At 71.1% G+C, this 20,738-nt stretch carries 22 protein-coding genes, 1 tRNA gene and 1 pseudogene; 16 read left to right on the top strand and 8 right to left on the bottom strand.

The features are described from left to right. Window positions 1-229 precede the first annotated feature (229 nt). Genes FF36_RS27545 through FF36_RS27535 form a run of 3 tightly spaced genes read left to right on the top strand, consistent with a single transcriptional unit; the run spans window position 230 to window position 1,849 of the window. Window positions 230-544, top strand: coding sequence for a hypothetical protein (locus tag FF36_RS27545; protein ID WP_128423407.1), 315 nt, complete (start codon window positions 230-232; stop codon window positions 542-544). After that, on the top strand, window positions 541-1,344 hold the full coding sequence (locus tag FF36_RS27540; RefSeq protein WP_044888116.1) for an SAM-dependent methyltransferase: 804 nt from the start codon (window positions 541-543) through the stop codon (window positions 1,342-1,344). Before FF36_RS27545 ends, FF36_RS27540 begins: the two co-directional genes overlap by 4 nt. A gap of 52 nt (window positions 1,345-1,396) precedes the next feature. Further along, the gene (locus FF36_RS27535) at window positions 1,397-1,849 is read left to right on the top strand and encodes a hypothetical protein (protein ID WP_044888115.1); all 453 of its coding nucleotides are present in this window, start codon (window positions 1,397-1,399) and stop codon (window positions 1,847-1,849) included. A gap of 245 nt (window positions 1,850-2,094) precedes the next feature. On the opposite strand, the gene FF36_RS27530 is transcribed toward FF36_RS27535, so the two are convergent. Further along, the gene (locus FF36_RS27530) at window positions 2,095-2,409 is read right to left on the bottom strand and encodes a helix-turn-helix domain-containing protein (protein ID WP_422615123.1); all 315 of its coding nucleotides are present in this window, start codon (window positions 2,407-2,409) and stop codon (window positions 2,095-2,097) included. Window positions 2,410-2,735: 326 nt separating this feature from the next. Here FF36_RS27530 and FF36_RS27525 point away from each other — a divergent pair, with 326 nt between their 5' ends. The 5 genes from FF36_RS27525 (at window position 2,736) to FF36_RS27505 (ending at window position 7,088) form a co-directional block, all read left to right on the top strand. Next, complete coding sequence (locus FF36_RS27525; RefSeq protein WP_044888113.1) at window positions 2,736-3,155, top strand: hypothetical protein; 420 nt, start codon at window positions 2,736-2,738, stop codon at window positions 3,153-3,155. Then, complete coding sequence (locus tag FF36_RS27520) at window positions 3,152-3,448, top strand: hypothetical protein (RefSeq protein ID WP_044888112.1); 297 nt, start codon at window positions 3,152-3,154, stop codon at window positions 3,446-3,448. Before FF36_RS27525 ends, FF36_RS27520 begins: the two co-directional genes overlap by 4 nt. 124 nt (window positions 3,449-3,572) lie before the next feature. Further along, the gene (locus tag FF36_RS27515; protein WP_044888111.1) at window positions 3,573-5,138 is read left to right on the top strand and encodes an FtsK/SpoIIIE domain-containing protein; all 1,566 of its coding nucleotides are present in this window, start codon (window positions 3,573-3,575) and stop codon (window positions 5,136-5,138) included. 48 nt (window positions 5,139-5,186) lie between these two features. Beyond that, the gene (locus tag FF36_RS27510; RefSeq protein WP_044888110.1) at window positions 5,187-6,863 is read left to right on the top strand and encodes a replication initiator; all 1,677 of its coding nucleotides are present in this window, start codon (window positions 5,187-5,189) and stop codon (window positions 6,861-6,863) included. A gap of 33 nt (window positions 6,864-6,896) precedes the next feature. Next, a complete protein-coding gene (locus tag FF36_RS27505; RefSeq protein WP_044888109.1) occupies window positions 6,897-7,088 on the top strand; it encodes a helix-turn-helix domain-containing protein in 192 nt (63 codons plus the stop codon). Window positions 7,089-7,094: 6 nt separating this feature from the next. Here the strand turns inward: FF36_RS27505 and FF36_RS27500 are convergent, their stop codons facing one another. Then, complete coding sequence (locus FF36_RS27500) at window positions 7,095-7,298, bottom strand: helix-turn-helix transcriptional regulator (RefSeq protein WP_011606534.1); 204 nt, start codon at window positions 7,296-7,298, stop codon at window positions 7,095-7,097. A gap of 149 nt (window positions 7,299-7,447) precedes the next feature. Between FF36_RS27500 and FF36_RS27495 the strand changes: the two genes are divergently transcribed. The 3 genes from FF36_RS27495 to FF36_RS27485 all read left to right on the top strand — a co-directional run bounded on the left by FF36_RS27495 (window position 7,448) and on the right by FF36_RS27485 (window position 9,473). After that, on the top strand, window positions 7,448-7,747 hold the full coding sequence (locus FF36_RS27495) for a hypothetical protein (RefSeq protein ID WP_044888107.1): 300 nt from the start codon (window positions 7,448-7,450) through the stop codon (window positions 7,745-7,747). Between the two features lie 236 nt (window positions 7,748-7,983). After that, window positions 7,984-8,193, top strand: coding sequence for a hypothetical protein (locus FF36_RS27490; RefSeq protein ID WP_044888106.1), 210 nt, complete (start codon window positions 7,984-7,986; stop codon window positions 8,191-8,193). Beyond that, window positions 8,193-9,473 carry a tyrosine-type recombinase/integrase gene (locus FF36_RS27485; protein WP_052681512.1) on the top strand — a complete coding sequence of 427 codons (1,281 nt, stop codon included), beginning with the start codon at window positions 8,193-8,195 and terminating at the stop codon, window positions 9,471-9,473. The genes FF36_RS27490 and FF36_RS27485 overlap by 1 nt, the downstream gene beginning before the upstream one ends. 157 nt (window positions 9,474-9,630) lie before the next feature. On the opposite strand, the gene FF36_RS27480 is transcribed toward FF36_RS27485, so the two are convergent. Together FF36_RS27480 and FF36_RS27475 are read right to left on the bottom strand one after the other, a co-directional pair. Beyond that, window positions 9,631-9,704: transfer RNA gene (locus FF36_RS27480), tRNA-Ile, on the bottom strand. A 199-nt stretch (window positions 9,705-9,903) separates the two neighbouring features. Beyond that, a complete protein-coding gene (locus FF36_RS27475; protein ID WP_044888105.1) occupies window positions 9,904-10,716 on the bottom strand; it encodes an SAM-dependent methyltransferase in 813 nt (270 codons plus the stop codon). A 348-nt stretch (window positions 10,717-11,064) separates the two neighbouring features. On the opposite strand from FF36_RS27475, the gene FF36_RS27470 reads away from it, so the two are divergent. Next, on the top strand, window positions 11,065-11,649 hold the full coding sequence (locus tag FF36_RS27470; RefSeq protein WP_044888104.1) for a TetR/AcrR family transcriptional regulator: 585 nt from the start codon (window positions 11,065-11,067) through the stop codon (window positions 11,647-11,649). A gap of 97 nt (window positions 11,650-11,746) precedes the next feature. On the opposite strand, the pseudogene FF36_RS27465 reads toward FF36_RS27470, so the two are convergent. From FF36_RS27465 to FF36_RS27455, 4 genes and pseudogenes are all read right to left on the bottom strand, one after another. Beyond that, window positions 11,747-12,503, bottom strand: a pseudogene (locus FF36_RS27465) (pantoate--beta-alanine ligase); the annotation flags it as partial. Between the two features lies 1 nt (window position 12,504). After that, on the bottom strand, window positions 12,505-12,655 hold a 151-nt coding region (locus FF36_RS39380; protein WP_242422942.1), incomplete at its 3' end, for a pantoate--beta-alanine ligase. Continuing rightward, on the bottom strand, window positions 12,652-13,707 hold the full coding sequence (locus FF36_RS27460) for a hypothetical protein (RefSeq protein ID WP_044888102.1): 1,056 nt from the start codon (window positions 13,705-13,707) through the stop codon (window positions 12,652-12,654). The genes FF36_RS39380 and FF36_RS27460, both read right to left, overlap by 4 nt. Then, complete coding sequence (locus FF36_RS27455) at window positions 13,704-14,960, bottom strand: ABC transporter substrate-binding protein (protein WP_044888101.1); 1,257 nt, start codon at window positions 14,958-14,960, stop codon at window positions 13,704-13,706. Before FF36_RS27455 ends, FF36_RS27460 begins: the two co-directional genes overlap by 4 nt. 327 nt (window positions 14,961-15,287) lie before the next feature. On the opposite strand from FF36_RS27455, the gene FF36_RS27450 reads away from it, so the two are divergent. The 4 genes from FF36_RS27450 to FF36_RS27430 all read left to right on the top strand — a co-directional run bounded on the left by FF36_RS27450 (window position 15,288) and on the right by FF36_RS27430 (window position 19,941). Then, window positions 15,288-16,364: an alcohol dehydrogenase catalytic domain-containing protein gene (locus FF36_RS27450; protein WP_044888100.1), complete on the top strand. Its 1,077-nt coding sequence runs from the start codon at window positions 15,288-15,290 to the stop codon at window positions 16,362-16,364. Between the two features lie 126 nt (window positions 16,365-16,490). Beyond that, the gene (locus FF36_RS27445) at window positions 16,491-17,231 is read left to right on the top strand and encodes an SDR family oxidoreductase (protein WP_044888099.1); all 741 of its coding nucleotides are present in this window, start codon (window positions 16,491-16,493) and stop codon (window positions 17,229-17,231) included. Between the two features lie 157 nt (window positions 17,232-17,388). Then, a complete protein-coding gene (locus FF36_RS27440; RefSeq protein WP_044888098.1) occupies window positions 17,389-18,327 on the top strand; it encodes an LLM class F420-dependent oxidoreductase in 939 nt (312 codons plus the stop codon). Window positions 18,328-18,702: 375 nt separating this feature from the next. Further along, window positions 18,703-19,941 (top strand): sensor histidine kinase, encoded by a 1,239-nt coding sequence (locus FF36_RS27430; protein ID WP_052681510.1) that lies wholly within the window; start codon window positions 18,703-18,705, stop codon window positions 19,939-19,941. The last annotated feature ends 797 nt before the right edge of the window (window positions 19,942-20,738 follow it).

The raw sequence follows: 20,738 nt of genomic DNA, 5'->3' as shown, positions 1-20,738 counted from the left end.
TGTCGGCAGTCGACGCCGTTCGTGCCGAGTTCGGCTCCGCGGGCGGCGTCGACCCGAGACCTGGTCACGGTGAGAGCGCGACGGACTGTCGGCGGGGCCGTGATCGCCGGTCTTCCCGGGTGCCCGTGGACGGCGCGCCGGTGACGAGACGAGGAAGGGGATACGGATGGTGGTCGCCGAACGAACAGATGGGAGGGGTAGACCCGACGTCGGGAGGGCGCGTCTCGGCTTGCCACCGTCAGCGGACGCCGGCTCGGGACGCGAGCAGATGGCCCGGGTGCCGTCCCGGCGGGAACTGCTGTGCGCCCGGATGAACAGCGGCGGCGGCTCGGCGGCCGGCGGGACCTCGATGGCTCCTGGGGGCCGCGACGATGTGCGCCGGGTGCTGTGGGCGGTGGTGGTGCGCGGACCGCGCGGCGTGCTGCTGGGCGTGATCGGGTTCTTCGCGACGCGGGCGGCGGCCTGGACCTACGTACGGGATCGGCACTTCTCGGGCGCCGTGGTGCTGCCGGCCATGCCCGCCGGGGTGGGGCTGGCCCGGTGACAGCGCAGCGGGAAACATCGCCGGTCGATCTCACGACCGCGCATCCCGCCCGGATGTATGACTTCTACCTCGGCGGCAAGGACCATCTGCCGGCGGACCGGACGGCAGCCGGGCGGGTGGTGGCGGCCTCGCCGGACGTTCCGCGGGTCGCGCGGGCGAATCGGGCGTTCATGACCCGGGCGGCGCGGTTCCTGGCCGGCGAGTGCGGGATCCGCCAGTTCCTGGACGTGGGCACGGGCATTCCGACCAGTCCGAACCTGCATGAGGTGGTGCAGAACGTCGACCCGGCGGCCAGGGTGGTTTACACCGACAACGATCCGGTGGTCCTGGTGCACGCTCGCGCGCTGCTGACCAGCACGGTGCAGGGACGCACGGCCTATCTCGACGCCGACCTGCGCGATCCCGGGCTCATCCTCGACGCCGCCGAACTGCGCGACGCGCTCGACTTCCACCAGCCGATCGCGCTGTTCCTCGTCGCTGTGCTGCACTTCCTGACTGACGACGACGGACCGCACGCGCTGGTGCGCAGGTTGCTGGACGGTCTGCCGTCGGGCAGTTACCTCATCGTGTCGCACGCCACCGGGGATCTGGCGCCCCCGGGAGTCGGCGACATCGTCGACACCTACGCGACCACGGCCGCGCCCCTCGTTCTCCGTGGCCTCGCAGACGTCTGCCGCTTCTTCGAGGGCACGGAAGTCCTCGACCCCGGGGTGGTTCGCCTGCCGCTGTGGAGGCCGGACGAGCCGCCCAGGGACACCGAAACGATCTGGGGCTACGCCGGAGTCGGACGCAAGCCATAACCGCCGCACTTGGGCGGCTGTCCCCTCGACCAGAATGATCAACCGGAGGTAAATGATGCTGTCCGACCTACGTGCGGCGGGCGCGGCGAGTGTCGCCCCGGCCGCGGGCCTGTTCCTGCCGGAGCTGCACCACCGGCGAGACATCGGCCTGGACCTCGACCAGGTCAACGGGCTTGCGGACCTGTGCCACTCGTTCACCCAGCAGCGGGCGGAGATCAGCGCCCGGATGACCCGGCTCGCCGGCGAACTGCTCGCGGGCCTGCTGAACGGGCGGGTCTGCGACGACGGCGACCGAGAGGCGTTGACCGCGCACGCCGAGACTCGCGGCACCCTGTTCGCCGACGCGGAAAACCTCATGATCTCGATGCTTGCCCAGGGCTACCGGCTGCTGAGCTGGGAGCAGATCGACCGGGCGCTGAAGGTCCGGCGGGGGCAGACCTCCGCCGGCCTCGACACGGTCGCCGAGGCGATGTCTGCGGACCTGGCGGCGCCCGTCCGCCTGTGAGCCGGTGACGGGCTGCCCCCGACATCGAGCCCGTCACCACCCGGGAGGACTCGCACTCCGCCGACCCCCTCAGCGGCACGGGGCGCGGGTCCTCCCACCCGAACGTCCTATTCCCCTGAACGTGGCCGGTGCCCGTGAGCGCGTCCATACCGGCCACCGCGGCCCCGGATCCCTTCCCGATGCGGATCCGGGGCCGTGCCATGTCCGGACTTCAACTCGTCGGCCTACCTCTGGGGCTGGCTGGTCTACCGGCTGCGCTGCCGGTCGAGGTCGTCGAGGCGGCGCAGCAGGGCCCGTAGGTCGTCCCGGATGTCGCGGATCCCTTCGAGAATCTGCCGCGCGACCGCGGCCGTCTCCTCCCCGTCGTCCCCCGCCGCGCTCTGACCGGCGGTGAGCACGCGCACCAGATGATCGTCTGGCCAGTCCAGCGCACGGGCGATGGCCGTCAGGGTCCGGGTACGCACGCGGCGCGTCGCTCCGTGCTGCACCAGCCGCAGCGTCGACACGGCAATGCCGGCGCGGTCGGCAAGCTCCTGCTGTCCGATCCTCCGGGTCGACATCCGTTCCGTGATGGCCACGGCCACCGCCGCCCAGTTCTCGCCATCGGTATCCGGCGGGGCATCGGGGGCTTTCGCGCGACCGGGACGATCAGCCATGCTCGGCATGCTAGCGAATGGGCAATGCCCCGGGCTGCCCTGGTCAACGCCTATATCGACCCGACATGCCCTGCATGACGTCATGCACCGACGACATTCTTCGATCCCTACTGCTCATGCACCGCCGATATAGCGCTTGATACGCGCTTGTTCGGCGGAGCATTGTCGTTCCGTACCCGCTGGACGGAGTCGACGCCCGGCGGGATGGAACGACAGAGGATGGTGGATCTATGGCGGTGCCAAGGCGCATTCCCGTCGCGTTCGGGGTGGTGTTCCCGGTGGGGGCGTTCGTGGTCGGCGTCGAGCCGGTCAACGACTTCGACAAGGTCAGGGCGGGCACCCCCGACGCGCAGCAGCGCGACGAGGAGACCGGAGACCTGGTCTGGCAGGTCAAGGTCATCGACGCCGACCCGGCGGCCCGGACCAACGAGGTGAAGATCCGGATGACGGCGGCGGTGCAGCCCGTCCCGCCGGACCTGCTGCCCGGTACGCCGTTTCGGCCCGTCGAGTTCGACGGCCTGTCGCTCACGCCCTACATCGACCGGCGCAACGCCGAACGGCCGAAGATCGCCTACTCGATGCGGGCGTCGGCCATGCGTGCGCCCGGCGGGCTGAACGGCCGGCGCCCGGGTCCGGCGGTGGCGGCATGACCGGCCGCATTCGGCCGGCCATCGACGGTCTGCGCTCGGCGACGCATCACAGTCTTCACGTCGGCGCGGACTGGTCGGTGGCCTGCCACACCTATCCGGACCGGTCACCGATCCTCGCGGTCCGTCTCGGCCTGACGTCGGTGTCTCTGTCGGCGATGTCGAACGCGGTCACCTCGGATCATGTCGATTTCGCCTATGAACTGATCGCGGCGGTGAACGACTACCTCGTGGAGTGCGAACGCATCCGGTTCGACTCCGACGACGCCGCCGACTCGGGGCCGCGGGCCGCGTAGCTCGCACCCGGCCGGTTCGACTGGGCGGCCCGGATACCCGTTTTCCGGATTCCGGGCCGCCCGGAACTTCCCTTCACCCTTCCTGTCCCTGGTTTCGTGCGCTCGAAAAGCGGGTGGTATTGCCATGTCCAGAATCAACGGTGACCAGCGTTTCCCGCGGGTACCGACCCGTACCGAGAAGGTGCGTGTGCCGCTGTGGATGCTGCTACTCGCGGTGGCCGGCAAGGGGCTGGCGCTGGTGGTGCGGGGCTGCTGGCGGCATCGGGTCGCGGTCGGCTCGGTGGTCGGGGTGCTGCTGTTCGTGCACCGGTTCGGCCTGCTCGGGCTGGGCGTGCTGCTCGGCGGCCTGGTGGCGGTCGGGGTGGTGTGGTGGCGGGTGCATGGCCGGTCGTTCTGGCCGGTGGTGTGGTGGCTGTGGGGCCGCGCCCGGCTGACGTTCGTCTACCAGCGGCGGTGGAAGCCGGCGATGGTCCACACCGACCTTGCCATCCGCATGCCCACGTCGACCGGCGACCAGGTGACCTTCGACGAGTACTTCCCCCGGATCCGCTCCATCCGCTCGTCGCGGTCCGTGGACGTGCTGCGGGTGGAACTGCTGCCCGGCCAGACCCCGGCGCAGTGGGCGGAGCAGGCCGAAGCACTGCGGCACGTCTTCCGGGCACGCCGCTGCCAGGTGCATGCGGAGACGTTCCGGTTCGTGCGGGTCGTGTTCCACCGGCATGACTCGCTGACCCGCCCGGTTCCCCCGGCCGCGCTCGACGACTCCGACGGTGCCGGCCCTGACCCGGCCGGCGCTGCCGGTGACGGTCCCCGTTCCGACCGGTCGTCGCGTGTGGGTGAGCTGGTGGCGGGCCTGTCGGCGGTGCCGGTGGGCCGCTGCGAGGACGGATCCCCCTGGACCCTGCCTGTGCGCGGCTCGCATGTGCTGATCGCGGGGGCGACCGGGGCGGGGAAGGGCTCGGTGCTGTGGGGGCTGCTGCGAGGACTGGCACCGGCGGTGGCCGCGGGGCTGGTGGAGCTGTGGGTGTGTGATCCGAAGGGCGGGATGGAACTGACCTTCGGCCGTCCGCTGTTCACCCGCTTCGCCACCACCACGGACACCATCGCCGATCTCCTCGACGACGCGGTGAGCCGGATGCAGACCCGCACGGCCACGCTGGCGGGCAACACCCGCCTGCACACCCCGACCCGGGAAGAGCCGCTGATCGTCGTCGTGGTCGACGAGATCGCCTCGCTGACCGCCTATGTGACCGACCGGGAGTTGAAGAAGCGGATCGGGGCGGCGCTGCCACTGCTGCTGTCCCAGGGCCGCGCACCCGGGGTGGTGGTCGTGGCCGCGGTGCAGGACCCGCGCAAGGAGGTGCTGCCGTTCCGGGACCTGTTCCCGGTCCGCGTCGCGCTGCGGATGACCGAAACCGACCAAGCCGACCTTGTCCTTGGTAACGGTGCCCGGGAACGCGGTGCCCGCGCCGAGGAGATCCCCCGCGCGCTGCCCGGGGTGGGCTACGTGCTGCACGACGGCAACCCCGACCCGATCCGGGTCCGCGCGGCCTACGTGGATGACGTCGAGATCGGCCGGGTCGTCGCCCACTACCGACCCGCATCCGCGGCCGGCGGCTGGACTCCGGACGTGAGCAACTACCTCGACGACGACTCCGACCCGCTCGACGGCCTCGACCAGGCCGCGTGACCCGACCGGACCCATCGCCCCCGACGCACCGGAGGAATCCCCCTGTCGATGACCCCTCCCACCTCCATCCCCACCCCGACCGAGCGGCCTGGTTCCCGGGCTGCGCGGATGCGTTCGCCGCTGGCCCGCCACGTCGTCGAGGCGGTCGCGCTGGACAACGGGGTGTGTGTCCGGCCGCTGGCGATGCGCCGGACCAGCCTGGACACCGGCGAAACGCAGATCATCCCCGTTCCCTGCGGCGCCACGTTGGCGAGCAAGTGCCCGCCGTGCGCGGACCGGGCCCGGCGGCTGCGGATGGCGCAGTGCAAGACGGGATGGCATCTCGACGACGAACCCCTTCCCGACCCCGACCCGCCCACGGACGACGCCAAAGCGTTGGCGACGCTGCGAGCGGACCTGGAAGAAGCGCGCGGTGAGGTCCTGGCGGCCGGCGACACCGGCCAGGTCGGGGAGATCGACGAACTGATCGGCCAGGTCGACCAGGAACTGTCCGACCTCGGCGTCCGCGGGCGGATCGCACCGGAAGACCGGGACCGGCCGCGTCGGGTCCGCTCGACGAAGCGTCGCCAGGATGCCCCCGACCTGCCCCGGCTTCCGGTGGAGCGGCGCACGGTCGGGCGGACGTTCACCGCGCCGGACGGGACGGTGTGGCGGCCGTCGATGTTCCTGACCCTGACCTGCGACTCGTACGGGCGGGTGCGCGCCGACGGAACCCCGGTGGACCCGGCCTCGTACGACTACCGGCGGGCGGCGCGGGATGCGATCCACTTCCCGAAGCTGCTGGACCGGTTCTGGCAGAACCTGCGCCGCGCGGTCGGCTGGGATGTGCAGTACTTCGCCGCACTCGAACCCCAACGCCGGTTGGCCCCGCACCTGCACGCCGCGATCCGCGGCACCGTGCCCCGGGTGATGCTGCGCCTGGTCGCGGCTGCCACCTACCACCAGGTCTGGTGGCCCTCCGCGGACCGGCCGGTCTACGACGATCATCATCTGCCCGTCTGGGACGACACCACCGGCGGCTACCTCGACCCGACCACCGGTGTCCCGCTGCCGTCCTGGGATGCGGCGCTCGACGCGATCGGCGAGGACGACGAACCCGCCCATGTGGTGCGGTTCGGCGCACAGCTCCGCGCCGACGGGGTGACCGCGAACTCGGCGACCACCGGCCGAATGATCGGCTACCTGACCAAGTACCTGACCAAGAGCCTCGACGCCTGCCATGAGATCGACAGCGACCGGCAGCGGGCGCACGTCGACCGGCTCGCCGACGCCCTGCGCTACGAACCCTGCGCGCCGACGTGCGCGAACTGGCTGCGCTACGGCATCCAACCCCGCAACCCCCGCCGGGACCTCACCCCCGGCCGGTGCACCGGCAAAGCACACCGGCGCGAAACCCTCGGCTTCGGCGGCCGGCGCGTCCTGGTCTCCCGCCGCTGGTCCGGCAAGACCCTCACCGACCACCGCCACGACCGGGTCGACTTCATCCGCCAGCAACTCGCGGCACTCGGCGCCACCGGCACCGGCCCGGCTGCACCCGAGGACGATCCGGCCCGTCTCGCCTGGACCCTGCTACGGCCCGGGGATCCGGCCGCGCCCCGACGCGAACATCTGATCCTGCACGCCATCGCGCAACGCCACGCCTGGCGCGCACAGCTCGGACAGGACACCGGAGCAGGGGCCAGCGGGGGTTCGGCAACCGGGCCGCCGCTGGCGGAAGCGGCCTGATCACCCCTGTCCCGGCAAGCCTGGAGAGCCCGCGTGACCAAGCTCCTGCTCACCCCGACCGAGGCCGCTGACCTGCTCGGCGTGAGCCGCAGCACCATCTACGACCTGCTGAACAGCGGGGACCTCGAATCCGTCCACATCGGACGCGCCCGACGCATCCCGTCGGCCTCGCTGCACGCCTTCGTCAACCGGCTCCGCGGCCTCGACGACGGACAGGCGGCATGACCGCGCTCACCGCCTGCCGGACGGCGGGGGGTCGGGCCGGTGTTCGGCAATCCACGCTTCGACGTCGTCGGTCCGCCAGATGTGACCGGCGGCCAGGGAGGCGTACGGCGCGGGGAACGTCGGGTCTTCCTTCAGAAGCTGGTTCACCCGCGTTCGCCCGACCCCAAGCCGGCGGGCGATCTCCGCCGCTCCCATGAGCGGTTGCGTCATACCCGCAATCTACTGGACGACCGTCCAGCGCCGCGTGTACCGTAGGCGCCACTGGACGGTCGTCCAGTCACGTTGAGGCGGTTCCGGCCGCGTGCGGCAACACCCGACCGGAACCTTGATCCCTTCCTGCGCGAACAGGAGAGAGACCCATGCCTATCTTCCCGTCCGACACCCCGGACCCCCGCCCGACCCCCGGCGGAGATGTGCCGCTGATCGTGGCCAGCATCGTCCGGCCCGGCGTGTACGCACTGACGGTTCGCCCCGGCGCCGACGCCCGCGACCTCGGTGAGGCGATGTCCCGCCTGCCGGTCGATGCCTTCCTGACCGAGCACTTCGGCGACATCGACCTGACCATGGTCTTTCGCGCGGTGCCCGACGGCCCGAACTCCGAGCCCACCGGGGGCATCACCCCGACGGCACCGGCGGCGGCAAGCGGAACCCGCCCGTAGCGGATCCCCTGCCCCACCCATTTTTCTTCCGTTCTCTGGTAGCGCCTGAAGCTGTCGGGGCGGTGGACGGGTCCAGGGTCGGCCGAAGGCCGATCGCGTAGCGACGCGCAGCGCCCTGGACGCGGCCGGCGACCCGACAGACCATCCCAGCGCCAGAGAACGGAAACCCCACCCGCGCCGGACCACGCCACCCGCGACCCGCGCGCCCGTTCTTTCGGCAAGGAGCCAAACCCGCCATGCCCACGAACACCCCACCCCCAACCCGGGTAAGCCTCGTACAGGCGCTGAACGACCACCTCGACCGCGCCGACCGCGGCCAGGGACTCGCCTACCCGCAGGCCGACGGAGAGACCAAGTTCGCCTGCGACATGGAAGACAGCCCCTACGGCTGCCCCTGGTGCGACGCCGTCGAATGGCCCGACGGCAACCCCCTGGACGTGGCCTGATGGCCGCGCGCAAGGGCCGGCGCGGAGCCGGTGAAGGAGCCATCTACAAAGACGCTTCCGGCCGGTGGCGGGCCACTGTGGATCTCGGCTGGAAAGACGGAAAGCGGCAACGCAAGTACCTCTCCGGCAAGACCCGGACGGAGGTCGCCGAGAAGCTGCGCACGCTCCACCGGCAGCAGGAGGACGGCGTCAAGGTCGTCACCGGTAACAAGCCGCTGACGGTCGACCAGTGGCTGACGTTCTGGCTCGACACGATCGCCAGCCGCAAGGTGCGACCGTCCACCCTTGCGACCTACCGCGGGTACGTCCGGAACCGGATCGTTCCGGCTCTCGGTGGATATCGGCTCGACCGGCTCGAACCCGAACATCTCGAAGTCTTCTACACCGCGTGCGAATCGGAGGGCCTGGCACCGGCGACCGTTCTTCAGATGCACCGGATCATCTCTCGCGCCCTGAAGATTGCGCACCGACGCGGGAAGGCCGCGCGGAACGTGGCGACGCTCGTGGACGCTCCATCCGTCCAGCGGGACGAAGTGAACCCGCTGACGGCGAAGGAGGCGCGAGCCGTGCTCGACACCGCCAAGGGCGGACGTAATCCGGCCCGGTGGTCCGTGGCGCTCGCGCTCGGCCTTCGACAGGGAGAGGCGCTCGGCCTGCCCTGGGACGCGGTGGACCTCGACAGCACGCCCGCGACACTCACCGTTCGGCAGGCGCTCCAGCGCCGCGCCTGGGCTCACGGCTGCGACGATCCGAAGTCCTGCGGCCTGGCGCGCCGATGCCCGCAGCGCACCGGCGGCGGGCTCGTCATCGTCCACCCGAAGTCGCGGGCGGGCCGGCGAACCATCGTTCTACCGCCCAGCCTGGCGGCCGACCTGCGGGCACACCGCATAGCCCAGCAGCAGGAAGCAGACGCGGCCGGCAACGTCTGGAGCAACGAACACGGGCTGGTCTTCACCCAGCCCATCGGCCATCCGCTCGACCCCAGCGCCGATCACCGGGCCTGGAAGAACCTCCTGAAGGCTGCGGGAGTCCGCTCCGCCCGCCTGCACGACGCCCGCCACACCATGGCAAGCCTCCTGCTCGCGCAGAACGTCCACCCCCGGGTCGTCATGGAGATCATGGGCCATTCGCAGATCAGCCTGACCCTCGGCACCTACAGCCACGTAGCCCCGGAACTGTCCACCGACGCCGCCGACCGCATGGGCCAGACCCTGTGGAACACCGAGAACGACGATGGCAGCCAGAACGACGACCCAGACGAGGAAGACGACGCGCAATAGACCGACGTGTGCACTCTGGCTGCCACCGTGGCTGCCACCAAAGATCCTCGATCTAGAAAAACGCCGGCCGCCGGGGGTCCGGGGGTCGTCCCCCGGGCAGACATAACGGCAGGTGGCGAAGCTGATCGAAGATCAGCGAGCAGGAGAAGGGAGCGTGTGGGGCGGGTGGGGCTCGAACCCACGACCGACGGATTATGAGTCCGCTGCTCTAACCGGCTGAGCTACCGCCCCCTGAGCCTGGTCCCCGGGCGTCCGGCAGTGCTGGAGCGTCGAGTGCCTACAGCGTAGCGGGTGGGTTCGGGCGCGGCGCGGGTGCTTGGGCAGGGCCGCCTCTGGGCCCGAGGCCGGCGCCTGGGCGGCCTCGGGCCCAGGCGCCTGCAGCTCCTGAGGGCACGCCGGCGTGGGCGTAGGCGGAGAGGGATGATTCGACCTATGGCTTGCGGGCCACCGCGCCGTAGCCGTCCACCGCCGCGGCGCCCCCGGCGTCCGGTCGCCACTGCGAGATCGACACCACGCCCGGCTCGAGGAGTTCCAGGCCTTCGAAGAAGCGGGCGACCTGGTCCGGGCTGCGCAGGATGTAGGGGACGGCGCCGGTGTCGTCGTAGCCCTGCTGGGCCTCGTCGAATCCCTCGCTGGTGTTGGTGCTGTCCCACAGCAGCAGATAGCTGCCGGAAGGGACGGCGTCCACCACCCGCGCCACGACCGCGCGCGCCTCGTCGAAGTCGGCGAGGTGGCCGAGGATTCCCATGAACATGACGACGATCGGCCGGGAGAAGTTCAGCACGTTCCTGGCGCCGGCGATGATCTGGTCCGGTTCGTGGAGGTCGCCGTCGACGTAGGTGGTCACGCCCTCCGGCGTGGTGTTGACCAGCAGGGCGCGGGCGTGCGCCAGCACGAGCGGGTCGTTGTCGACGTACACGATCCGGGAGGCGGGGGCGAGGCGCTGGGCGACCTCGTGGGTGTTCTGCATGGTCGGCAGGCCGGTGCCGATGTCGAGGAACTGGTGGACGCCCGCCTCACCGGCGAGGTGGCCGACGGCCCGGATGAGGAAGCGTCGGGATTCCATGGCCAGGGTGACGATTCCCGGGAACGCCTTGATGTAGGCGTCGCCGGCCTCGCGGTCCACCGGGTAGTTGTCCTTGCCGCCCATCCAGTAGTTCCAGATCCGAGCCGAATGCGGCGTCGTCACGTCGATCTTCGGATGGTCCACCGGGTCCGCGGTGCCATCGTGCTGCTCAGCCACGTCTCTCCTCGCGCTAGCTGGGCCGGGCGAACCCGGCGAAGCCGGAAGATCCAGCCAAGTACGCGGCCCGCGGGCCGGATCGGCACGTAGGGCAGTCTCGGCTACCGACACGAGACTAGATCGGCACGGATGGCAGCGGATCAACTACCTAAACATGAGCTTCTGATGCTTCTGAATGTCAGGTGTCGACGACCCGGTCCGGCCGCTCCTTCCCCGGCTAGGGACCGTTAACCTGGCACGAGGCTGCGTCGTCGGGTGTCTCGGTCGTCGGGCGTCGCGGTCGTCGGGTGCCGCGGTCATCGGGCGTCGCGGTCATCGGGCGTCGCACTGCGCGAGGAACGGGGGAGGATGCGGGTGGGTAAAGCCGGCGCGGTGCGCCCGAGCGCCCAGCGGACGCGCGAGCGGCTGCTGCTCGAGGCCGCCCGCATGTTCGCCACCCGCGGATTCCACGGGACGTCCATCGACGACCTCGGCGCCGCCGCCGGCATCAGCGGGCCGTCCGTGTACAAGCACTTCGGCAGCAAGGACGAGGTGCTTGCCGAGCTGCTGATCGACATCGGTCAGCGGATGCTCGACAGCGGGCAGGCCGTCGTCGCGGCCGCGAGCGATGACGCGGACGCGCTGCGCCAGCTCATCGCGTGTCATGCCGGCTTCGCGACCAGCGAGCCCGATCTGATCAGGGTGCACGACCGGGACATGGCGAACCTGTCCGCCGAGGCGGACCACCAGGTCAGGTCCCGGCAGCTCGCCTACACCAGGCTGTGGGTGACGCCCCTGCGCGCCCTGCGGCCCGGTCTCACCGAACGTCAGGCCCAGATCGAGGTGCATGCGATCTTCGGGCTGCTGAACTCGACGAAGTACAGCGACATCGGCACCGCGGCGCGCACCCGGCTGATCGGGATGGCCGAGCGCGCGCTCTCGCTGGCTGCCTGACGGTTCACGGGCGACGGCTCACGGGCAACGGCTCACGGGCAACGGCTCACGGGCAACGGTTCACGGGTAACGGGTAACGGGTAACAGGTAGCCGTCGCTAGCCCGAGGGTCGACGGCCGGTGGCCGGGCCTGGGACGGTGACCCCGACGTTGTCGAACAGGTGGGTGCCGGTGAAGTCGGCGGACACCAGCAGCCGCAGCTCGCCGGCCAGCGGGTCGACCCGGGCGAGCGTGGCGGCGTCGACCACCTCGGCGTAGTCGACCGGCGCCACCGCGGCGATCCGTCGCCGCAGCAGGGAGCGGATCGCCCCCGCGTCCCGTTCGCCCGCCTCGACGGCGGCGACGGCCTCCCTCAGCGCCGCATAGAGCGTGGGTGCGGCGGCTCGGTCCGCGGCGGACAGCCTCCTGTTACGGCTGGAGGCGCACAGGCCGTCGGCGAGTCGGACGACGGGACACGCGACGATCTCGGCCCGGATCGACAGGTCCACGACCATCCGGCGCAGCACCGTCAGCGGCACCCAGTCCTTCTCGCCCGTGTACGCCCGGCACGGGCCGACGATGTTGTAGTACTTCGCCAGCGCCGTGGCCGCCATCCGCAGGAACGACGGGTCCTCGGCGTTCTCCCACGGCGCGGCCAGCTCGTCGGCCGGCACGACGGCCGTGCGTACCGGGAGATCGGGGTACATCTCCGCCACGGCCGGGCGGAACACCAGGTTCACCCCGGCGTCGAACGCGAGGGCCGCGTCCGCGTCGAAGTCCCGGTCGTAGGCGGGGACCGCGTCGGAGGTCACGCCGGGGACCGGGGCCAGGAACAGCGGCATGATCGACAGTTCGCACTCGGCCGCCATGCGCCGGNTCACCGTCAGGTGCCCCTCGTGCAGGGCGCCGCTCGTCCCGAAGAAGCCCACCCGTCCACCGGCGGCGCGCACCGCGTCCGCCGCCGCCCGCACTCCGGCGATCGTCGTGACCGTCCGGGCGGAACCCGCGAGGAGCCCGTTCCCGCTCATGGCGTGGCCTCGCCCAGGACGGTGTCACTCGACGTGATCATGGGCAGGTCCAGCACGGAGACGCAGCCGGGCGGCGCGGCGACCAGGGCGGCAAGCACGTTGATCGCCCGGGCCGAGTTGAGCTGGGCGTTGGCCGCCGCCGCCGCGGTCCCCTCCGGCCAGGTCAGGGTGGCGACCAACGGCGGTGACGCGTCGAGTTCCACGGTCCACGCCGGCTCCCGCTCGGTCTCGCGCCAGCCCGCGCCGAGCCCGAGCACGGCGGTCTGCTCGTTGGTGATTGTCAGGTAGGCGGTCGGCCCGCTGTAGGCGGTCCAGGTCCAGCGGACCCCGCCGACCGTGCCCGCCTCGATGGTGAGGCCGCTGCCGGGGAGCGTCACGGTCTCGGCGGCCAGCGCGGTCCGCTTGTCCGTCTGCTCGATCCGGGTGAACGGGACGCTCAGCGCCGCGGCCACCATCCTGGCCGAGGACGTCATCAGCCACAGCCAGCCGGCGTCCAGCGCCGTGGCGCTCTCGGTCTCGCCGGGTGGGAGCCCGAGGCCCAGTCCGTCGCGCAGTTGCGCGGCGGACGGGTAGTGCGCCACGTGGTTGCGCTGAACGGCGTCGATGTGCCGGACGGAGCCGGTGTAGCCGGTCAGGAAGATCGGCAGGACGTCGCTGATCAGGCCCGGGATGTTGCCGCCGGCGGCGAAGGTGGAGCCGCCCGTGCGGCAGGCGTCGGCCAGCAGGGCCTGTTCCGGCTCGCCGTCGAGGAAGTAGCCGCCGAGCCCGGTGTAGACGTTGACGCCGGCGGCGAGCAGTCGGGCGATCGACTCCGGGTCGTAGCCCTGCGCGCTCCAGATCGCCGCGTCGGGGGCCAGCGCGATGATCTCGTCGAGGCTGCGGGTGGTGGTGATGCCGAGCGGGGGGAGGCCCACCACGTCACCCGCGTCGCGACCGGCCTTCTCCGCGCTGTGGACCAGGACGCCGACCAGCTTCATCCGGGGATGGCGGGCCAGCCGGCGGACGTTCTCCGCACCGACCCCGCCGGTGAAGCACTGCACGACCCGGATCATCGCAGCGCCACCACCTGGGCGTTGGTGGCCTTGCCGCCGTCGAACCGCTCGAAGATGTTGCTGCTCGAGCACACCGAGATCAGCGGCGGGAGCGCCGTGCCGTCGCAGGTGAAGGTGATCCCGTGCCCGATCGGCAGCGGCACGTTCTTCGCGCTCTTCACCGCCGCGGTGACGGCGGCGGGGCTGATGTCGCCCCGGATGCCCTGGGCCGCCCGGATGAACGACATCATGCCCTGGTAGCCGATGCCGGCGTAGCCGCCCGTCGGGGTGTCCGGCGCGTACCTGGCCATGATCGCGTCGTAGCGCCGCACCTCGGGATCGTCCTTGCTGATCACGTCGTACGGGGTGGCGACCTGGGTGCCGTCGATGGCGGACCCGACCGCGTCCAGGACGCTGCGCTCCACGCAGGGCTGGGTGATCAGCGTGTCGGCGCTGTTGCCGACGGTCTCCAGGGCCTTGATGACGCTGATGCACACCGTCGACTCGCCGATGACGGCGACCGCGTCGGGCTTGCGCCGCAGCGCCGCACTGACGATCGGGGTGGCGTCCGGGGTGCCGGCCGGGACGGTGGCGACGGTGAAGTCCACCCCGGCGGCCTTGAACGCCGGCGCCCCCAACTGCTGGGCGGCGCCGATGGCGGACGGGGAGTCGATGACGAACGCGGTGAACGATCGGTAGCCCTTGTCCTTGGCGTACTTTGCCCACGCCCGCAGGATCGAGGGGAAGCCGCCCGTCCAGACGAACGAGGCGGGGGAGGTCAGCTCGGGGGCCGTCGCGCCGTTGGCGGTGATGTACGGGATACCGGCCCCGGTCACGATCGGCGCGATCGTCGCGCCCAGGCCCGTCGAGGTCACGACCAGCGCGTCCGCCTTCGCCTCGACCACCTTGTTGGCGCAGGTCCGGGCGGTCGCGACGTCCTCCCTCGTCGGGCAGGTCAGCACGATGTCGATCCGATGGCCGCCGATGCCGCCGAGGTTGTCGTTCGCGTAGCTGACCGCCGCCTTGGCCGCCGCGGTCGTCTCGGGCTGGCTGATCGCCGCCCCGCCCTCGTTCGTGATGATCGCGACGCGCACCGGCGCCGACGCCGACGGCCTCGTGCCGGGAAAGAGGCTCGGGTCCGCCGACGCGGCCGCTCCACCCGCCGCGGAACCGCTTGATCCACAGGCGGCCGTCGTCAGGACGAGCGCAGAGAGCACCGTGCCGGCCAGCGCGCGCGGGGCGATGCCCGCGCGCCGTAACGGGATGATCGACATCGTCGGTCCTTTGCCTGGGAGCCGGGGTCCTCCGCCGAGCGGCCGGCCTGTGCCGGACGTCACAGCGGTGATGCAGGAAGGTAGAGCTCCCACGCCGGGAAAGTCAACGTTCGTTAGCCAGCCACCTTGCGAACCATCGCATCGACCCTGCCAACTCGGGCCTGAAACTCGCCAGTTGACCACTGAAGCGAACGAACGTTAGCCTCTGCGACGACAGGGTCGTATGACCTGCCGCACATTCCGAGTTCGACTCCACCTCGTCGCACCGCCCGCACGCACCGGTCCCGCCTCGCATCGGTCCCGCCTCGCATCGGAGCAGATCAGCAGATGAGCGTCGGCATCGCCAGTGCCGTGGACAGCTTCGCGACAGCGGAGTTGGAGACCTTCCCCCCTGGGCCGCACGACGTCGTCGTCGCGGTCGGCGCAAGCGGGATCTGCGCCAGCGACCACAGCGTGCTCGCCGGCCACCTGCCCTTCGGGCTGCCGTTGGCGCTCGGGCACGAGTTGGCCGGACGGGTGGTCGAGGTCGGCACGGACGTCAGCCGCGTCCGCGTCGGCGACCGCGTGGTCGGGGCGTCGATTCCCGCCTGCGGGCGGTGCTGGTGGTGCCGCCGGCACCTGAAGTACCTGTGCTCCCAGACGCCGGCGATCTGGGCGACGCCTCGCTACCGGACCGACGACGGGCGTGCCGTCAGCGCGTTCTGCGGGCTCGGTTCCTTCGCCGAGACGGCCACCGTGCACGAGCTGTCCGTCGTCCCGGTCGGCACCGACCTTCCCGACGAGCAGCTCGCGCTGATCGGGTGCGGCGTCGTCACCGGGGCGGGAGCGGTCTTCAACACCGCGCGGGTCTCCCCGGGTGACGAGATCGCCGTCGTGGGCGCAGGCGCCGTCGGCCTCGCCGTGATCCAGGCCGCCGCCGTCGCCGGGGCGAGCCGCATCGTCGCGATCGAACCCGTCCCGGCCAAGCGTCGGCTGGCGGCGGACCTCGGCGCGACGGACGTGCTGGACCCGGCGGTCACCGACGACCTCGTCGCAACCGTCCGGGACCTCACCGCCGGCCGGGGCGTCGACGCGGCGTTCGAGGCGGCCGGGCGCGTCGACACGACGCTGGCCGCCTACCGGATGACCCGTGCGGCGGGAACCGTCGTCGCCGTCGGAGCGGCGGAGGCGACCGCGGTCCTCGACCTGGGCGCCTGGGAGCACGTCAGCAGCGGCCGGAACTTCACCAGCGCGGTGTACGGGTCCGCCGACATCGACGTGGACTTCCCGCTGCTGGTGCGCCTGGCGGAGGCCGGCCGCCTGAACCTCGAACGGCTCGTCTCCACACGCATCGGCCTGTCGGCCGCCGACATCACCGCCGCCTTCGCCGACACCGAGTCCGTCCGCACCGTGATCCTCCCCTGACCGTCCGCGGGAACGGCACCGCCGACCGCCGCCCACCCACCGCCGCCCACCCACCGCCGACAGAACGCGCCGGACCCGGACGTGCCGGGTCGGGCCGTGTCCCCCGCGAGCACCCGAAAGGTCGACATGACCCTCTCCGATAGGACCGCGCTCGTCACCGGCGCCGGCCGCGGTATCGGCCGAGCCATCGCCCGTCGGCTCGCCCGCGACGGCGCGGCCGTCATCGTGAACTACGCGACCAGTGCCGAGCAGGCCGCCAGCCTGGTCAAGGAGATCGAGGCGGACGGCGGCGACGCCTGGACGGAGCAGGCCGACGTCGCCAATCTGGCCCAGGTCGACGATCTGTTCACGCGGATCCGGGCCCGCACCGATCGCGTCGACGTGCTCGTCAACAACGCCGGGCGCGGGGCCGGCGGCATGCCGACGCTGGCCGCGACGACGCCGGCGATCTACGACTCCACGTTCGGCCTCAACGCCCGTGGCCTGTTCTTCGTGACGCAGCGGGCGGTCGAGCTCATGCCCGACGGTGGGCGCGTCATCAGCATCAGCAGCGGCAGCTCGTCGACCCGCCAGCCCGGACTGTCCGCGTACGCGGGCAGCAAGGCGGCGATCGAGGCCTTCACCCGCGTCTGGGCCACCGAGCTGGCCCCCCGCAAGGTGACGGTGAACGCGGTGGTCCCCGGCATCGTGGACACCGACCTGATCCGCAACGGGATGACCCCGCAGCTCGCCGAGCACTACGGCAGCCTGGTCCCGCTCGGCCGGCTCGGGCAGCCGGAGGACATCGCGGACGTGGTGGCCTTCCTCGCCGGCGACGATGCCCGATGGATCACCGGCCAGTGCGTGACGGCCAGCGGCGGTGCCTGACCAGCAGCCCTGATCCAGCAGCCCACCCGTCCGCCGTCCGCCGCGGCCGTCCGCCGTCCGCCGCGGCCGTCCGCCGTCCGCCGCGGCCGTTCGCTTCCCGCCGCGGCCGTCCGCCGTCCGCCACCCGCCACCCGCCACCGCAGTCAGGAGCGCCGTCGTGCACGTCACCGTCGAGTTCCCCGTGTCGGACCCGCACTACAGCCCCGAGCTGGTGACCGCGGCGGGGGTCACCCGAGTGGTCCAGGCGGCCGAGAGGCTGGGCTACGCGGCGGTCGCCTTCACCGAACACCCGGCGCCGTCGCTGAAGTGGCTCAGGTCGGGCGGGCACGAGGCGCTCGACGTCGTCCCGGCGCTGGCGTTCTGCGCCGCGGCAACGACCCGGCTTCGCCTCATGACGTACCTGCTGGTGCTGCCGTACCGCAATCCCCTGCTCACGGCCCGGGCGGCGGCGACCGTGGACATCCTGTCCGAGGGCAGGTTGACCGTCGTCGTCGGAACCGGCTATCTGCGCTCGGAGTTCCGGGCCCTGGGCGTGGACTTCGACGAGCGCAACCTGCTGTTCGACGAGGCGCTCGAAGTCCTGCGGGGCGTGTGGAGCAGATCCCCCTTCGACTACGAGGGCAGGCACTTCACCGCCGCCTCGATCGCCGCTCTGCCGATGCCCGTCACGCCGGACGGACCGCCGATCTGGGTCGGCGGCAACAGCGCCGTGGCCCGGCGCCGGGCGGCCCGGGTGCAGGGCTGGAGCCCCCTGATGATCCCCGACTCGATCGCCAGCACGACGCGCACGCCCGCCCTGACGTCGTTCGCCCAGCTCAGGTCGGCGGTGACGGAAGTCAACGAGCTTGCCTCTCGGGAGCGCGGACGGGACGTCACCGTCGACGTCCAGCTCCAGTCCCTGCAGAGCACGTGGCTCCAGGACCCGAACGGCTCCCCCGACGAGCATCTGGACTTCCTGGGCCAGGCCCGGGACGCGGGCGCGACCTGGTTCGTCGTGCAGCCCCCCGGGCACAGCGTGGCAGCCTGCATCGACGCTCTCGAGCGCTACGCCGACGTCGTCCGCCTCAGCTCGTCGACGCCGACAGGTCGACCGTGAACTCCTCGCAGACGCCGTGCAGTCGGAGGGTCGCCGGGGCGGTGGACGCGTCGATGTGCCGCAGCGGGCGACGGCAGAGGACCAGGGGATGGTCTGACCAGAGCTGTGGGACTGCGCTCGTCGCCGAGGTCCGGGCGGCACGGCACCCGCTCACCTATCTACCGACGGCGAGCTTCATCCGAGTCTCTCCCCGTGATCATAGAATCACCGCACCGAAGCCTTCGACGCTGGGCGGCTCATGCCGACAACCGAGACATCCGGTGTCTTGTCACAGTGCGCGCGCTAGGATACGGCTGCGTGACCAGTCAGGTACGCAGGGCCCTGCGTGGAATCGCATACGGCACGTCGGTTGCCGCTGTCACTGTCGCGGCGCTTGTGACGCTGCCCGAGGTCGGACCCCTCATCGGCTTCTCCGCGGTAGTCGCGGTCGCAGCCGCGCTTCTGCCCACTCTGTGGCTGGCGGACCGGATTCGACTGGTGCCACCGGCCTCGCTTGTCGCCTGCGGCGTCTCCCTGGCCGTGACGTTCCTCTATCCCGGACCAGCCGTGAATGCCACGGCGAACTGGTGGCTGCTGGAAACAGTCGCGCTGTTGGTCCTCATCGTCCCGGCGGTGCGCCGCCCGAGTCCCCGGACATCCCTGACCCTGGGGACGCCGTTGATCATCACCGTCACCTTGCTGCCGCTGCGGCTGATCCTGCGCGTCGACCCGCATGCGACCTTCGGGCAGGCGAGCAGACTCTGCCTGGCCTGGGCCCTTCTGTCGGCCGCTTCGGTCGGCGGTGGATGCTACCTGCGCTCGCTGGACTCCAGGAGCCGCGCTGCGGTGGTCGCCGAACGCCGGACGCAACGCGTCGACCTGGCCCGTGATCTGCACGATTTCGCCGCTCACGATGTCACCGGCGTCGTCGTGTTGGCTCAGGCCGCGCAGGTCCTTGCCAGGGAGGATCCACGCCGCGCTATCGAACTGCTGCCCCGTATCGAAGCCGCCGGCGCCCAGGCGTTGGCCGCAATGGACCGTACAGTCCAGGTATTTGCCGAGACGGCCAGGGTGGAACGCGGCGAGGTAGTCGGACAGCCGGGCGGCGCGGAGGTCACCCCCCGCTTGCCCCGGGATCTGGGCGAGCTTCCCTCCTTGGTCTCCAGGTTCACCCGAACCGGATCGATCGAGGCATCCCTCGATCTCGCGTCCGGCGCGCTGGAGGAACTGCCGAACCATGTGAGCAGCCTGGGTTACCGAGTGGTGGTCGAGGCGCTCACCAACGTACGGCGGCACGCCGCCGGTGCGACGAAGGTGCGAATCGCCGTGTTCCGCGCGCCCCACGACGTCGTCGCCGAAGCTCTCCATGTCCTGGTCACCGACGACGGACGGCAGTGTCAGTCGCCGCCGGACCTGGCCGATCCCGACCGCCAGGGAGGTGGCTTCGGCCTCACCAGTCTCACCGAGCGGGTCGAGGCGCAGAGCGGCACTCTGGCGGCGGGCCCGCGCATGCAGGGATGGCAGGTCAGCGCCGTGCTGCCCATCACTGCATCGCCCCGGGCGCGACACCAGATGGCCGACGTGGACGGTCCGGCCGAGGTCCGTTCCCCTCCCGCCACGTCACAGATTCGGTGACCGGGACTGCGGTGGCCGACGGGGTACCAGACAAGAGCGTCGGCGATCCGTGGAACGACCTCCCCGAAAATCTGCCGAACGGCCTATGGCCGCGATCACTCCCGGCGGGGGAGCATGGGATTCGTGCCGGAGGTGACCCCAGCCTGTGCCGCGCCGATCACGGCGACAGCGGGCGCGATTTCGGTAACGGATCACGAGAAGTCACTCGGCCAGGAATTCCCGAACTCGACTTCTCCTAGCCTTCCAGCGAGATCACCATTCTACGGGCGGCGGCCCCGTCCAGATCATGCGCTCACGAGCTGTCGGGATGCATGGATCTCAGCACATCGCCGAAAGATGGGTCGCGAAGTCCGCTCTCCGGGACCGGTCGTCGATGTTTTTCGATTCCCTCGAGTTCGACATCGTCACCGCCGAATTTCTTCCTAGTACTACAGCACCAGTGATCTTTATGTGGCTGCTGCCTGCCGGGCGATGCTTTGGGCAGCGTAGATCCGGGTCTGGTAGTGGTAGTAGCGGGCGCGGGCCTGGTGGCCGCGGCGCCAGTCCGACCACCAGGTGATCATGGCGGGNGGGAGAACGGCTTCGGTGAACAGGGCGAAGACATGGCGNATCTCGTTGAGGGTGAANGGTGTCATCATGCGCCTGTCCGGTTCCGGCTGTTCGGCGACCGGCAGGCCACCGGGGAGANGCTTGTATCCCACGGCGGTCATCGTCGGCGGGACGGCCGGCGGGTTCTGGTCGCGGTGTTTCCTCGCGGTGACGGCGAGCCAGGCGTGGGTGAGCATCGCCAGCGTGAT

This window comes from Frankia torreyi (genome assembly GCF_000948395.1).
Taxonomy (GTDB): Bacteria; Actinomycetota; Actinomycetes; order Frankiales; family Frankiaceae; genus Frankia; species Frankia torreyi.
Note: the sequence above shows the minus strand (reverse complement) of the source record. Positions and strands in the feature narration are given on the sequence as shown.

What these genes read in the sequence shown, in the direction of transcription:
- FF36_RS27450 (WP_044888100.1), top strand. Translation starts at nt 15,288, where the DNA reads ATGAGCGTCGGCATCGCCAGTGCCGTGGACAGCTTCGCGACAGCGGAG.
- FF36_RS27495 (WP_044888107.1), top strand. Translation starts at nt 7,448, where the DNA reads ATGCCTATCTTCCCGTCCGACACCCCGGACCCCCGCCCGACCCCCGGC.
- FF36_RS27445 (WP_044888099.1), top strand. Translation starts at nt 16,491, where the DNA reads ATGACCCTCTCCGATAGGACCGCGCTCGTCACCGGCGCCGGCCGCGGT.
- FF36_RS27535 (WP_044888115.1), top strand. Translation starts at nt 1,397, where the DNA reads ATGATGCTGTCCGACCTACGTGCGGCGGGCGCGGCGAGTGTCGCCCCG.
- FF36_RS27515 (WP_044888111.1), top strand. Translation starts at nt 3,573, where the DNA reads ATGTCCAGAATCAACGGTGACCAGCGTTTCCCGCGGGTACCGACCCGT.
- FF36_RS27510 (WP_044888110.1), top strand. Translation starts at nt 5,187, where the DNA reads ATGACCCCTCCCACCTCCATCCCCACCCCGACCGAGCGGCCTGGTTCC.
- FF36_RS27520 (WP_044888112.1), top strand. Translation starts at nt 3,152, where the DNA reads ATGACCGGCCGCATTCGGCCGGCCATCGACGGTCTGCGCTCGGCGACG.
- FF36_RS27460 (WP_044888102.1), bottom strand. Translation starts at nt 13,707, where the DNA reads ATGATCCGGGTCGTGCAGTGCTTCACCGGCGGGGTCGGTGCGGAGAAC.
- FF36_RS27470 (WP_044888104.1), top strand. Translation starts at nt 11,065, where the DNA reads ATGCGGGTGGGTAAAGCCGGCGCGGTGCGCCCGAGCGCCCAGCGGACG.
- FF36_RS27490 (WP_044888106.1), top strand. Translation starts at nt 7,984, where the DNA reads ATGCCCACGAACACCCCACCCCCAACCCGGGTAAGCCTCGTACAGGCG.
- FF36_RS27530 (WP_422615123.1), bottom strand. Translation starts at nt 2,409, where the DNA reads ATGTCGACCCGGAGGATCGGACAGCAGGAGCTTGCCGACCGCGCCGGC.
- FF36_RS27455 (WP_044888101.1), bottom strand. Translation starts at nt 14,960, where the DNA reads ATGTCGATCATCCCGTTACGGCGCGCGGGCATCGCCCCGCGCGCGCTG.
- FF36_RS27500 (WP_011606534.1), bottom strand. Translation starts at nt 7,298, where the DNA reads ATGACGCAACCGCTCATGGGAGCGGCGGAGATCGCCCGCCGGCTTGGG.
- FF36_RS27485 (WP_052681512.1), top strand. Translation starts at nt 8,193, where the DNA reads ATGGCCGCGCGCAAGGGCCGGCGCGGAGCCGGTGAAGGAGCCATCTAC.
- FF36_RS27525 (WP_044888113.1), top strand. Translation starts at nt 2,736, where the DNA reads ATGGCGGTGCCAAGGCGCATTCCCGTCGCGTTCGGGGTGGTGTTCCCG.